Below are 14,406 nucleotides of genomic sequence, written 5' to 3' on the forward strand. Positions count from 1 at the left end.
CTTTCATGTGAATGATAACGGAGCGGTATGTGCTATTTTATTTTATTTAGATTTAATCCAAATAACTATTTATCGGTCTCGAAGAACTGGATTGGTCTATTAATGCTTTCTTCCAAAACGATCAAAGTTTCGGTTCGGTCTGTTCCATCTACCTTTTGGATAGAGTTGAGCACATGTCGTAAGTGATCTGTGTCCTGACAGATGATTTTAGCGAAAATGGAATAATTCCCTGTTGTATAATAGGCGCTCACCACTTCAGGGATTTCTTTTAGTTTTTCTATCACATGATCGTATAGAGAGCTTTTTTCGAGATATATTCCGAGGAATGCTGCGATGTCGTATCCGAGCTTTGAAAAATCAATATTTAAAGTGGCACTTTTGACAACTCCCATATCCTCCAATTTTTTCATCCGGACATGGACCGTACCAGAAGAGACGAAGACTTTTTTGGCAATTTCAGTGTATGGGGTTTTAGCATCCTCGTTGAGGAGAGATATGATTTTTAGGTCGATATTATCGATATCTAAATTTTTGTCCACTTTCATTCCTGACTTTTATCTGATTTATAATAAATAGAGCGGGAAATTAAGGATTGTTCAAAGTATTGCAAAATTTTTTCTAGAATTTGTAATTAAAATTAAAATCTATTTTCTTTGCTGACATTTCAAGGACAGATTTTAAATTTGGTTTTAGGTCAGACTTGAAAAATGAAAGTTTGGATTTTCATGAAAAGTCCGATTTTCTCATGTTTAAGAACTTTTATCTCTAAAGTTATATTTGGGTTTATATTCTGAAAAGAGTCTTGCTAGTAGCAAGACTTTTTTATTTGCTCAATAAATTTTTAAATACATAAAATTGTATTTCAGAATATATTTTCTGTATTTTTGATCAGATTTTAAGAGCAGTATGAAAATTTCCATTTTCCCACCTTTTTTTCTTTTACTCATGGCTTTTGGCTTTCCAGGAACCTTAGGCCAAGCGTATTCCCAAGAAACAACCCATTCCGAGGTGGTTTCATTAGAAAGTGCCTTAGGGAAATATCATAACCTCAACCTTAAAAAAGTATCAGGCGATCCAGAGAGTTCTAAAATTTCAATGGCAAATGAAGTGGAATACCAAGAACTTACTGAGGTCGAGAAGGAAATCGTACTTGAGCTAGGGTCGCATTGGGCATGGCCAGAGAACACCTTAGAAATGATTGATAGTTACAGTCCATTTTTATTTCGTACCAAAAAGAGTAGAGCTTTTGAAGAAGTAAAAGTTCTACTTTATGTAAACGAGAAGGGGCGTGTTTCTGGGTTTGACATGGTTAGTGAGGTGGACAGAGGTTTGGAACAGAGATTAGATCATATGATCCGGAAATTACCTTCCTGTAAACCTGTCCCAGGGTTCAATTCATATGGATTTGAGACGTTTGAACTTACCATTTCAAAATAGAATTTAACCTCGGCTTTTTTTTAAACGGTCGCACAGGTATTAAAGGCTTGAGTATTTTTGATGCTCAATCTTTAATACCATGAAAAAGTCCATCGCCTTTATTTTTTGCTTTGTTCTCATAGGAACCTTATCTGCTCAGGTTCGGAGCTTTACTGCACCCAAAGTTTACACTGAACAGGATACCAGCAAAAAATTTCACACCGTTTCTGGGGAGAGACATGGCTCCTCATTTTTCGAGAAGCACCGATTTCCCGAAGTAGAGTATGTGCCGGGAGATGCTCTGACCTTCGATCATTACCATACCGTGGATGTAATGTATGCCTGGTATGAAAAATGGGCAGCCCAGTACCCTGATATCGTGGATTTGTATCAAATCGCGGAATCCTATGAAGGCAGGCCAATTTATCAAATGACAATTACTAACAAGTCAACAGGAAAAGATACAGATAAGCCTGCTGCATATTTTGAAGGAGGGCGTCATTCAGGTGAAATCACGTCGAGTGAATCCATCTTGTGGCTTACCCAGCATATTTTGACTAACTATGGTAAGGACCCTGAAATCACCCATTTGGTAGATACCAAAGCCATTTATTTGCGTCCGCAGAATAATCCTGATGGTTCAAACTTATATCTGCATACTGCCCAAAGGAATCGAAGTTCTGTAAAACCACAAGACAATGATCGAGATGGGCTTCTTGATGAGGACCCGGAAGAAGATTTGGATGGGGACGGGATTATCTATCAAATCAGAAAACTTGCTAGCACAGAAGGAGAAAAGAAAAAAGCCAATTTTATCATCGATCCAGAGCATCCAGATGAGCAGTTGATGAAGCGTGTGCTACCGGGTAAGGGCGATTATTTGATTTTTACCGAAGGTATAGACAATGATAAGGACGGCAGCTACAATGAAGATGGAGTAGGAGGACTAGACCTCCATAGAAATTACCCAGAAAATTGGAGACCAGATATAGGTGGAGACCTGACAGGAAGAGGATATACGCAGTATGGGGCAGGGGAATATCCCTTGAGTGAGCCAGAATCGCGCAGTATTGTTTTGTGGATGCTGAGTCATCCTAATATTTCAGTAGTTAATTCTATGGATACTCGCGTCCCGATGCACCTTCGTGCCCCTTCGACCTCAAAAGCGGAGGAAAGCATGTATCCCAGCGACCTCGCTATATATAAGGAGATGGATGAGCTTGGTTTGTCATTCACTTCGTATCCTTGGGCAGGAGATGTCTATGAAACTTACTCTACGAGATACAAGGTGAATAGCATGACTGGAGATCCTTTGAAGCCTTCACCGCTTTTTGGGCATGGACCTGACTTTGGATATTTCTACTACGGAAGTATTTGGTACGGAGATGAGCTATGGAATAATGGAGCCATGAAAGATTATAATGGTGATGGAATCTATGACGATTACGATGGCTATGTTTGGGACAAAACCGAAAATGGCGGAAATGGCTTCCGCGATTGGGAAGAATTTGATCACCCTGAATTGGGTAAAGTAGAAATTGGTGGGTTTCACCCCAAATTTTTTGGGCAAAATGGTCCACCATGGCAACTTGAAGATTGGGCCAAAAAACAGGCGCTTTTCAATCTTGCTATGGCCAAAAGATTGCCTGAAATCAAAATCGATGATGTGAAAGTGGAGAAGGCTGCTGATGGCCTTTTCAACATCTCACTCACTTGGACCAATGTAGGCGGTTTACCAGTAGCTCTGGAGCAAGCGAAGCTTGTGAAAATTGTACAGGAAGATCGAGTTTCTTTGGTCTTCGACAAAAAACTAATCGAAGGATACGAAGAGGCTATAGTTCAGATTGTTGCCCCTGAATTGTATGATAAAACCATCTACTCCGGATATACAGATCGTGACGAGCAGAAAAGCGTAAGCTTTACGGTAAAAGTGAATTCAAATGAAGAAATAAAAGGTAAGATTAGGCTTTCCTCTACTCGAGGAGGGCTTCATGAAAGAGAAATAATTTTAAAATAGGATAGCGGTAATATGATCAAACAAAAGTTTACACTTCTCGCCATTTTGGCGATTTGTATTGTGCAAGTTGGCTTCGGACAACAAAAAAGAGCATTGACTCATGCAGATTATGATGGATGGGAGAGTCTTTCTTCTGCCAGAATTACTGCGGATGGAAAGTGGGTTGGATACTCCATCAGTCCTCAGGAAGGGGATGGGCGTTTGGAGCTTATGCCTTACAAAAGCCCAACAACTAAAACGGTGATCCCCAGAGGATCGGGATTTTTGTTTTCTCCCGCAAATACGTTCGCCATTGGTAAAATTGTGCCGCAGGAGGATTCTGTGAAGCTATTAAAGCTGAAGAAAACTAAGAAGGATGAGATGCCAAAAGATAGTTTATTCATCTTTGATTTTGCCTCGGGCAAACTTGAAAAGCTTGCAGAGGTCAAGTCATTCTCCATTCCTGAAAAGGAAGGGGACTGGTATGCTATTCACTTTGAAAAAGAAAAGCCAGCGAAAAAAGATGAGGCTGATTCTACAGCTAAAGCAGAAAAGCCTAAGAAAACAGATGGTTCTAAGCTTTTGGTGAAGTCCTATGGGAGCGGGAAATCCTATGAAATAGATCGGGTGAAATCCTTCGGCTTTTCTGACAATGGAAAATTTTTGCAGTATGAATTGGCAACTGAAGACACCCTAAACAATGCTGGACTTTACCTTATGGAGCTTTCGTCAGGAGAAAAGGTCACATTGAGCGAAGGGATGACCAGCTACACGAGAGTAAAATTTTCACCCGAGTCGAGCTATGTTACTTTTATGGCTACAGCCGATTCAGCTAAAGCTGAAAAGCCTTACCATCAATTGTTTTTAGCTGATACAAAGGCCAAGTCCGTACAGGAAATTGTCAATGCTTCAACATCTGGTATCTTGGAAAATTCTCGAGTAAGTCCAGATGCGAGTCTAGCGTTTTCTGAAGATGAGTCGCGTTTGTTTTTTGGTGTGGCTGATGAATATAAAGAATATGACTACGAGTCTGATACCACGATTTTGGATGAGGATCGCGTGAGTCTGGATATTTGGGGTTGGCAGGATGATGAGATTCAGCCAATGCAGTTAAGGCGTAAGTCACAAGAAGAAAAACGTTCTTATCTAGCTATTTATGAAATCAAGGGAGGAAAGGTCATTCAACTGGAAGACCGAGAAATCAATAATGTTTCACTTCCTTCCAAAATTAAATATGACTTTGCCCTAGCAAGTACAGATAAGCCTTACCGTAGAAACTATTCTTGGGATATTCAGATTGGACGTGATTTGTACCTAGTCGATTTTGCTTCCGGCGATAAGTCTTTAGTAGCAAAGAATGCAACTGGTTATCCAAGTATTTCTCCTGAAGGAAATTATCTCTCTTGGTATGAAAGTGCTGATAGCACCTGGATGGCTTATGATATTGCCGCTAAAAAAATGATCAACCTTTCTGCGGGAATTCCAACGAGCATGTATGACGAATTGCATGACAGTCCGTCTCGTCCAGGAAGTTATGGGAGTGCAGGCTGGCTTGCCGATGACGCTGCCATTTTGATATACGATAGGTTTGATATTTGGAAAGTGGATCCAAGAAATCCCGGTAATGCAGTCAATATTACCAAAGGAGAGGGAAGAGCAAAGAATATAGTTTTCCGTAGGCAGACCATTGACAGGGATGAAGAATCTATTGATCCTAGTGAAACCTTAATTCTCTCAGCTTTTAATGAAGTTTCTAAGGATAGTGGTTTTTTTACCGGTGATTTTGAAGGGAAGAACGCTCCAAAGCAAGTGCTTTTCACTGCTCATGATTACAATGGACTGACCAAGGCGGAGGATTCTGACGAAGTTTTGGTTCGTAGAAGTACTTATCAAGACAATCCAGATTTGTATTTGACAGACTTGAGCATGAAAAATCTAACCAAAGTTTCCAATCTCAATCCACAGCAATCGAATGTAAATTGGGGCTCAGTGGAATTGGTGAACTATCTGGCAAATGACGGAACTCCGCTTCAGGGTTTGCTTTACAAGCCTGAAAATTTTGACCCAAATAAGAAATATCCAATGATGGTTTATTTCTACGAAAGAAGCAGCGATGGTATGCATCGATACAGATCTCCAGCTCCTAGTGCTTCCACGATCAATATTCCATATTTCGTGAGTAACGATTATTTGGTGCTTGTGCCGGATATCAAGTACGATTTGGGTCTTCCAGGACCAAGCGCATACAACTGTATCATTCCGGCAGTTCAAGAAGTGATGGCCATGGGTTTTGTGGATGCAGACAATATGGCAATCCAAGGTCAAAGCTGGGGTGGCTATCAAGTGGCTTACTTGATTACCCAAACCAATATGTTTAAAGCTGCTGGTGCCGGCGCGCCGGTGGTGAATATGACGTCTGCCTATGGCGGGATTCGTTGGGGAACAGGCATGAGTCGTATGTTTCAGTATGAGCAGACCCAGTCTAGAATCGGTGGTACCCTTTGGGATAAGCCACTTTATTACATCGAAAACTCTCCTTTGTTTTTTATGGACCGAGTAAAAACTCCAGTCCTTATTATGCACAACGACGAAGATGGTGCTGTGCCGTGGTACCAAGGCATAGAGATGTTTATGGCTTTGAAAAGACTGAATAGCCCAGCATGGTTGCTACAATATAACGGAGAGGATCACAATTTGCGCCAGCGAAAGAATCGAAAGGATTTATCGATCCGATTGAGTCAATTCTTTGATCACTATTTGAAAGGTGCTCCCGCTCCGCTTTGGATGACCGAAGGACTGCCCGCTGTAGAGAAAGGTAGAACCTTGAAGTATGGATTAGAAGAAAATTAAAAAAGCAAAAGGCCATCCAATTGGATGGCCTAATTTTATACTGCTACGGCTGCTTTGATATGCGGATGAGGATCATAATTGAGGAGTTCAAAGTCCTCGTATTTGAAGCTAAAGATATCTTTTACATCAGGATTGATTTTCATCTGGGGTAAGGGTCGGATTTCACGACTCAACTGAAGATTGGCTTGTTCCAAATGATTGGAGTACAAGTGCGCATCCCCAAAAGTGTGGACGAAATCACCTGGCTTAAGATCGCAAACTTGAGCCACCATCATGGTGAAAAGAGCATAAGATGCAATATTGAATGGTACACCAAGGAAGACATCTGCACTGCGCTGATACAGCTGGCAGGAAAGTTTGCCGTCGGCCACATAAAACTGGAAAATAGTATGACAAGGAGGTAATGCCATATGATCTACATCTGCCACATTCCAAGCACTCACGATATGTCTGCGGCTGTCGGGCTTAGTTTTAATTTGATGGATAAGATTTTTGATCTGATCAATTTCTCCTCCTTTTCCGTCAGGCCAGTGTCTCCATTGGTAGCCATACACGGGGCCTAAATCACCATTTTCATCTGCCCATTCATCCCAAATTGAAACTTTGTTTTCTTTGAGATAGCCGATATTAGAATCACCCTTCAAAAACCAAAGTAACTCTATAATGATGGATCGAAGATGAAGTTTTTTGGTAGTAACCAAAGGGAAACCTTCTGACAAATCAAATCGCATCTGATGGCCAAAAATACTGCGTGTTCCCGTACCCGTGCGGTCACCTTTAACAACCCCTTCATCGAGGATTTTTTGCATCAGTTCGTGATACTGCTTCATAGACTTTTTGCTAAAATACTTTCCGAGGCAAGATAGCTAGTCTTGCCAATAAATGGAACCCAGACTGAACAAAGCTCAAGGATTCCTTGTATAATTGACAGAAACTATCACACCGTAGAACGAGTATGTTCGCCAAGTCGATCTCCTATTTCTTTTTGGGTTTAGCACTTTTGGTCTCCTTGGCTTTGGTGATTTTGAGGCCTACTCCCGAATTCAATTACGATTTTGATCAGTTTTTCCCGCAGCAAGATCCTGACTTGGATTTTTACCAAGAATTTAAAAGGACTTTCGAAAATGATAATGATTATCTTCTTTTTGCGATCAACAATGGCGAGGAAGACTGGTTGGACTCTAGTTTTTTGGCTAAAAGCTTCCAGCTTCAGCAGTCCATCGAGCTTTTAGATGGAGTGGATTCAGTCATTTCAATTTTGAGCTTAAAAAAGCCAGTTATCGGAGTATTTGGTATTAGAGAAACGCAAGTTTTGAACTGGTCCAGTGAAGCGAATTTGAAACGAACTTCCGCTGATTTATCCATTTATCGTTCAGGTTTGATCTCAGAAGATGGAGAAGCCTTTCTCCTTTGGATAAAGAATGAACAAAATATTTCGAAGGAAAAAGGGGATCAGGTTTATGAAAGTATCCAAGCTGAGTTTCGAAAAAGCGGGATTGTTCCTTTGGCTGTAGCTGGCAAAATCCAGGCTCAAGGAGATTTTGTCAAGCTAATGCAATCCGAGTTTGGACTGTTCTTGGGCTTATCCTTTCTCTTGATTTTACTGGTTTTGACATTGATCTATAGGAACTGGACGGCTGTTTTGATCCCTGTGATTGTTCTTGCTGTAGGTGTTGCTTGGGCGTTTGCTTGGATAGTTTTGAGCGGAAGGTCGCTTGATGTCATGTCCATCATGCAGCCCACGATTTTTTTGATTGTGGGGATGAGTGCCTTAGTTCATTTTTTCACTCATTTGTCCAATGAGTTGAGGACAAGTGAGAAAGAGCTTGCGATCCGTTCTGTGTTCAAAATTCTAGCTATTCCCGTCGGTCTTACCATTTTAACTACTGGACTGGGTTTTATTTCTCTTTATTTTACCACCATACCTGCACTCAAATCATTTGGCCTAACCACCGGCATAGGGATTTTCGTCGTCTTTTTTGCGGTGATAGGTATTACTCCGGGCTTGCTTTTTCTTCTGCCAGTGAAGTTTCCCAGAGCGAATCAATCCAAGGCGAGACCGTTTCTCCTGGGTATTCTAACTTGGATTTTTCATCAAAAAAAGAAAATAGCTTTTGGTTTTTTAGGGCTTTCTGCCCTCTGTATTTTATTAGGGACTCAAGTAAAAATTAATGGTTTTCTCTTGGATAGCCTTCCCAAGGATCATCCCATTCAAGCAGATTTGAATTACTTTGATGCCCAATTTGGAGGGTCCAATCCTTTGGAAATTTCCATTCAAGCCCAGTCATCCGAAGTCAATTTATTGAGTTTTGAAGCCTTACAAGAAATACACAAGGTCGAGGAGAAGTTGAATGAGCTTTTTGCCCAAAGGGAATTTATTTCACCTGTGACTTTAGCAAAGATTCTCAATCAAGCTCAAAATCAGGGAGATGTAGATGCCTACGTATTTCCCAGTCCTGCTCAGTATCAGCGCATGTCTCGCTGGATTAATAGAGCTAGCAAAGAGTATGAGGGGAGAATGATTTCGTCAGACTTAAAGACCGCAAGAATTTCAGGTCGGCTTCCGGATTTGGGAAGCCTTGAAATGCAAAAGCGAAGAGAAGCCTTGGAGCAATTTGTGGGGGAAGAAGTCGATAAAAACCTGATTGCATTTCGATGGACGGGGACAGCCTATTTGATCGACAAAGGGCATGAATCTGTTACTTGGCAGATGGCACGAGGCTTATTTGTGGCTTTTTTGTTGGTGGGGCTAATTGCTGGTTTTTTATTTAAGTCTTGGAGGATTTCCTTGATTCTATTGATACCCAATCTCTTTCCTCTATTCATGATGTTGGGTTTGATGTATATGCTTGGTGTGGAATTTAAACTGTCCACCGCTATCCTTTTTTCAGTTGCATTTGGCATCGCTGTGGATGATAGTATTCACTTTATGACTCGCTTGAAGTTTGAATTAGGTCAAGGCAAAAACCTTTTGTATGCGATTAAGCGAACCTTTTTAGAAACCGGCTTTGCCATCGCTTTGACTACACTGGTTTTGGTGTCTGGCTTTGGGCTCTTGATTTTTAGTCAGTTTGAGGTCACCTATTTCACCGGACTGCTGATTTCAGCTTCACTGATTTTTGCGCTTTTGGCTGATTTGGTTTTGCTTCCAGTTCTTTTGTTGCCCATGAAGAAAGTTTGGGAGGCTAAAAATCCTGGGAATTTGGAAGAGTAAAAGTCGCAGAGACAGGGTAGTGATCCGAATAATCTACTTCTCTGTGGGTTTTAAAGTCTACTGCCTTGAGTGTAGGGGAGCTAAAAATATGGTCGATACGCAGGAAGAAAAGGATACGATTGTATGTAAATCCAAAACCTCTACCTGCCGTTTCAAAGGCATTTTTGAGATTTTCTGATAGTTTAAAATAAGTGTAAGAATAAGGCACTTCATTTAGATCGCCCATTAAAATGACAGGATGAGGGCTAAAAGAAATATGCTCTACTAGCACTTTGAGCTGCCTGCTTCGAGTAAGACTGCCACGATGCAGTTTGCCCAAGGTTTGCCGGTAATTGTCACGAACCCCCTCAATATCTTCCAAACCGTCAGAGTTGATTTTCATTGATTCGAGGTGGCTGTTATAAATCCGAATCGTATCCATATCAATCACCATATCGGCAAAAATAGCTCCGTTTGTCCGTTGATTATCAAAGACTTTCCCTTCATTAATGATGGGGTATTTCGAGAAAATCGCCAAACCATAGGAGCGTTTTTCTTCCTGGCCATCGATGACATGATAGCTCGATTCGAATCCTACATCCTCGCCCAAAAGCTTTAGTGCATTTCGACTTGAGGAGGTGCGATCATTGTAAAACTCTTGGAAAACCTTGATTTCAGCGGGATGCTCTTGGAGCCATTTAAAAACATTTGCATCAAATTCTCCACCATTCAATCTTCGCTTATAGTCAAATAAATGTGCATTGTAAGTTAAAACCTGAACTTTTGGAGTGGACACTTCATCAGGTGAGTTGAGCTGAAAAGTAATTTCAGTAAATCGATATCCTATAAGCAAAACCGCCAATGGAATGAGTGCCCATTTACGCCATGAGAGAATTCCTATGCATAGGAGGAAGAAATTCAATAGCCATGCTACTGGGATAAAAAATGGGAGCAGCCCAACATATGGAAGATATTCTGGAGAGACAAAAACACTTGAAAAGAGAATCAGCGTAATTATTCCTACAAATACATTTAGGATTTTCATGTAGCAAATTGAAACGCCAAGGTAGTTGGAGAGTTGTTAAAATTAAAAATTATGCGGCTATCCCTTAACATTTTTTTCTCTTTCACGTGATAGGGCAATGATTACATGCAATAATGTGAACGAATTAAATGATTAATCATTTTAGCATCCTTACATTTGAGGCAAAGATTTTGCTCTAGGATCAAAGGATTTTAAGATTAAAAAAACCAACTAGGATGGAGCAGGGGAGATGTCACCCTTAAGTGTAATAGCAGTCCCTGATAGATTTCGTCCAATAGCCAAAGGTTTGGCGATTGAAAAAAATGTAAAGACATGAAAAAGACAAGTATACTTCTCACATCCCTGACAGCGGCCCTTTCATTGGCAGCTTGTGACCCTAAGTCGGCGGAATCGATCGAAGGCTCGACAGCCGAAAACCAAATGGCTGCGGTAGAAGAGGAACAGCGTTCTAGCCCCTTGGTGAAACTCGATGGTGAAATAAATGGCAAAAAGGTTTTTATCCAATATGGTGCACCTTCAGTTAAAAATAGAGAGCTGTGGGGCGATTTGGTTCCATATAATGTAGTCTGGAGGACTGGCGCCAATGAGGCCACTTATATTGATGTCTCTGAAGAAATCATGGTTGAAGGAAAGGCCTTGAGTCCCGGAAAGTATTCCATTTTCACTATACCCAAAGAGAATCAGCCTTGGACAGTAATTTTTAATTCCGATTGGGATTTGGAGCACGGTCACTTTCAATACAATGAGAAAAATGATGTATTAAGAGTCAATGTTCAACCTGTAATAGGAGATAATTTTGAGGAGGTACTCTCCTTCGCTATAGGAGATCCAGGGATAATCCTGAAGTGGGAAAAAATGACTCTTCCGATTTCCATTCAATAATTAGAATTCAAAACCTCCAAATTGGAGGTTTTTTTATAGTGTAGGTTCTAATTTGATTTATGCATTTTTTTAGGAAGCAAACAAATCAGTAAATTCGCAGTCTTCACCCAAAGATTACATTCATGAAATACGTTTCGTTTATTCTGGCAGCTGTTCTTTCGGTTTGTTTGGCTGTTGCAGTCTCGAGATCTATCGGCTCCATTCCGCCCTTAGCGGGATTACTTGATCCCAATCATGGCTTTTGGCAAAATACGATCAGTGAAGATCAAATGGCAGAAAAGGAGCTTGAATTAGATAATCTCTCTGCCGAAGTGAAAGTGATCTATGACGAGGATCTTATTCCTCACATTTTCGCCCAGAATGAATTAGACCTTTATCGAGCGCAAGGGTATATCACTGCAAAGCACAGGCTTTGGCAAATGGAATTCCAAACCATGGCTGCTGCGGGAAGAATCTCTGAAATTGTAGGTCCAGTGGCCATTGAGTTGGACCGAATGACTCGTCGAAAAGGCTTGGCTTATGGGGCAGAAAAAGGTTTGGAGTTTTTGTCCCAAGATCCTCAAACTCTTGCATTGATGGAAGCCTATGCGGATGGAGTGAATCAATACATCGATCAGCTTTCCAATGCCACACTTCCAGTTGAGTACAAGATTCTCAACTATCGACCAGAACACTGGTCCCCTTACAAGTCAGCCTTGCTCTTGAAATACATGGCGGATATGTTAATGGGAGATAGAGATTTAGAGTATTCAAATCTCCGTAAAATCCTTGGACAGCAGATGCTAGACAAGCTTTTTCCTAACTTCCCTGAAGATAATGATCCGGTCATAGAAGCAGAGAGAGTTTGGGATTTTGAAGCTTTACCAATCAATACACCAGATAGTGCAAATTACCCAAATGATCTCTTGGTGATAGATCCTTTGCCTCAGCCAGAAGAAGGAATAGGATCGAACAACTGGGCAGTATCCGGGACTAAAACCAAGAGTGGACGGCCTATATTAGCTAATGATCCACACTTGGCCTTAAATCTACCCTCTATTTGGTATTCGCTTCAGCTGACTACTCCTGAGCATTCTGTAAAAGGAGCCTCACTTCCAGGAGCTTTGGGTATCACTTCAGGATTTAATCAAAACATAGCTTGGGGTGTAACTAATGCAACCAAGGATGCCAGAGATTGGTATAAGATTACCTTCAAGGATGAATCTAGATCTGAATATAAATATGGAGATGGATGGAGAAAATCTGAACTCAGAATCGAAGAAATTAAAGTAAAAGGGGAGGAGACATTTTTGGACACGGTAATTTACACGCATTACGGCCCTGTGGTGTATGATCGGACATTTAGATCCGATCGTCAGGATGTCAATTTTGCGTTGAAATGGACTGCTCATGAAGGCTCCAATGAACAAAAAACTTTTCTCATGATGAATAAGGCTAAAAATCATGATGATTATAATGCCGCCCTTGACAACTACAATGCCCCTCCACAAAACTTTGTTTTTGCATCCAAGTCAGGTGATATCGCTATGCGGATTCAAGGTAAATTTCCAGTGAAATGGGAAGACCAAGGCAAGTTTTTCATGGATGGAGCAGATCCTCAAATGGAATGGTCAGATTATATTCCTTTTGATCAGAATGCGAGTACGCTTAACCCAGAACGCGGTTTCGTGTCTTCGGCAAATCAGCATCCTGTAGATCCTTCGTATCCTTATTATGTGTTTGACAATTCATATGAACATTACAGAAATAGAAGGCTCAATTCAAGGCTTCGAGAAATGACGGACATTACTGTCGATGACATGAAGGCCTTGCAGTTTGATGACTATTATTTGCATGCCAAAGAGGCACTTCCCGTTTTACTTGGACTTCTTGATGAGAGTAAATTCCAGACGGATGCGGCTAAGAAATATTTGAAGGAATTGAAAGAATGGGACTTTTATGCCGACCCTAATCAGAAAGCACCCACTCTATTTTATATATGGTGGAACAAGACCACTGGCAAGATTTGGAAGGAATGGTATGAGTGGAATGCCCCAGTGGTGACTCCAAACTATTATCAGACAGTATCATTACTTGAAAATGAGCCCGAATCGGCTATTTTTGATTACACTGGGACTGAGACGGTAGAAATGGCAAAAGACCATGTGAACCTAGCTTTTGAAGAATTCTTGGAAGCCATGGCAGACTGGGAAAGAGAGGAGGGTGATTACTCTTGGGCTAACTATAAGCGAACTAGCATTAAACATCTGGTTCCTCAATTTGCTTCATTTTCGGTGGATAATGTCTACACAGGTGGAGGTAGAGGAATCTTGAATGCCACTAGCGAAAGACATGGGGCTTCATGGAGAATGGTGGTGGAACTAGGCGATGAGATCAATGCCTTTGGGATTTATCCTGGGGGGCAATCTGGAAACCCTGGGAGCCGCTTTTATTCTAACATGATCAATCGTTGGGCGAAGGGTGAATACATCGATTTTTCCTTGAGATCGATCGAAGACACACAAGACGCTCTTTTCACTACCACATTAAAATAAGCAGTATGAAATTTATAGGACTTACCTTTTTGGTTGTATTGGCAGTTGGGATTGTCAATCCCTTTTTACCCTTTTGGGTGGTAATGATCTGCATTGCAGTGCTCTCCGCATTAATAGGGATTTCTGGATTCGCATCTTTTTTGGCAGCTGGGCTCGGAATGGGCTTGGTCTGGATTGGTCAAAGCTTCTACCTGAGCATTTACACGGGTAGCGATCTTCCCCAAAAAATGGGAGAATTAATGGGTGTTGGGTCTGGGATGACTTTAGTAGCCATTACCGGGCTTTTAGGCTTTTTGTTGGGTGGTCTTAGTGGTTGGACCGGTACTGCGTTTCGGAAGGTAATCACTCCTGAGCCTTCAAACATTTACAAAGGCTAACAGCTTATTGTCCGCTGCAAGATTCTTGTCGTTTTTATTTTAGGAGTTGAGCCAAATGAGTACCTTTGTTACTCACTTTGCAAGTGGTTTTTATGCTAGAATCGTTGATCACC

General features: G+C 41.1%; 10 protein-coding genes. 7 read left to right on the forward strand and 3 right to left on the reverse strand.

Annotated elements, in window-relative coordinates; genetic code table 11:
* Positions 1-65 precede the first annotated feature (65 nt).
* On the reverse strand, positions 66-539 hold the full coding sequence (locus tag ACFOSV_RS11650; protein WP_377907299.1) for an Lrp/AsnC ligand binding domain-containing protein: 474 nt from the start codon (positions 537-539) through the stop codon (positions 66-68).
* 367 nt (positions 540-906) lie between these two features.
* Here ACFOSV_RS11650 and ACFOSV_RS11655 point away from each other — a divergent pair, with 367 nt between their 5' ends.
* The 3 genes from ACFOSV_RS11655 to ACFOSV_RS11665 all read left to right on the forward strand — a co-directional run bounded on the left by ACFOSV_RS11655 (position 907) and on the right by ACFOSV_RS11665 (position 6,262).
* Entirely contained in the window at positions 907-1,437 is a 531-nt protein-coding gene (locus ACFOSV_RS11655; protein ID WP_377906189.1) for a hypothetical protein, read from the forward strand.
* 79 nt (positions 1,438-1,516) lie between these two features.
* Positions 1,517-3,433 carry a M14 family metallopeptidase gene (locus tag ACFOSV_RS11660; RefSeq protein ID WP_377906190.1) on the forward strand — a complete coding sequence of 639 codons (1,917 nt, stop codon included), beginning with the start codon at positions 1,517-1,519 and terminating at the stop codon, positions 3,431-3,433.
* Positions 3,434-3,445: 12 nt separating this feature from the next.
* Complete coding sequence (locus tag ACFOSV_RS11665) at positions 3,446-6,262, forward strand: S9 family peptidase (RefSeq protein ID WP_377906191.1); 2,817 nt, start codon at positions 3,446-3,448, stop codon at positions 6,260-6,262.
* A 35-nt stretch (positions 6,263-6,297) separates the two neighbouring features.
* On the opposite strand, the gene ACFOSV_RS11670 is transcribed toward ACFOSV_RS11665, so the two are convergent.
* The gene (locus ACFOSV_RS11670) at positions 6,298-7,092 is read right to left on the reverse strand and encodes a thymidylate synthase (RefSeq protein ID WP_377906192.1); all 795 of its coding nucleotides are present in this window, start codon (positions 7,090-7,092) and stop codon (positions 6,298-6,300) included.
* Positions 7,093-7,217: 125 nt separating this feature from the next.
* Here ACFOSV_RS11670 and ACFOSV_RS11675 point away from each other — a divergent pair, with 125 nt between their 5' ends.
* A complete protein-coding gene (locus ACFOSV_RS11675) occupies positions 7,218-9,476 on the forward strand; it encodes an efflux RND transporter permease subunit (protein ID WP_377906193.1) in 2,259 nt (752 codons plus the stop codon).
* Here ACFOSV_RS11675 and ACFOSV_RS11680 read toward each other — a convergent pair.
* The gene (locus ACFOSV_RS11680; RefSeq protein WP_377906194.1) at positions 9,448-10,500 is read right to left on the reverse strand and encodes an endonuclease/exonuclease/phosphatase family protein; all 1,053 of its coding nucleotides are present in this window, start codon (positions 10,498-10,500) and stop codon (positions 9,448-9,450) included. The genes ACFOSV_RS11675 and ACFOSV_RS11680 overlap by 29 nt on opposite strands.
* A gap of 312 nt (positions 10,501-10,812) precedes the next feature.
* Here ACFOSV_RS11680 and ACFOSV_RS11685 point away from each other — a divergent pair, with 312 nt between their 5' ends.
* The 3 genes from ACFOSV_RS11685 to ACFOSV_RS11695 all read left to right on the forward strand — a co-directional run bounded on the left by ACFOSV_RS11685 (position 10,813) and on the right by ACFOSV_RS11695 (position 14,293).
* On the forward strand, positions 10,813-11,382 hold the full coding sequence (locus ACFOSV_RS11685) for a DUF2911 domain-containing protein (RefSeq protein WP_377906195.1): 570 nt from the start codon (positions 10,813-10,815) through the stop codon (positions 11,380-11,382).
* Positions 11,383-11,504: 122 nt separating this feature from the next.
* Positions 11,505-13,916 carry a penicillin acylase family protein gene (locus ACFOSV_RS11690; protein ID WP_377906196.1) on the forward strand — a complete coding sequence of 804 codons (2,412 nt, stop codon included), beginning with the start codon at positions 11,505-11,507 and terminating at the stop codon, positions 13,914-13,916.
* Between the two features lie 5 nt (positions 13,917-13,921).
* The gene (locus ACFOSV_RS11695; RefSeq protein ID WP_377906197.1) at positions 13,922-14,293 is read left to right on the forward strand and encodes a hypothetical protein; all 372 of its coding nucleotides are present in this window, start codon (positions 13,922-13,924) and stop codon (positions 14,291-14,293) included.
* The last annotated feature ends 113 nt before the right edge of the window (positions 14,294-14,406 follow it).

Origin of the sequence: Algoriphagus namhaensis, from assembly GCF_042649705.1 — a bacterium.
GTDB classification, from domain to species: domain Bacteria; phylum Bacteroidota; class Bacteroidia; order Cytophagales; family Cyclobacteriaceae; genus Algoriphagus; species Algoriphagus namhaensis.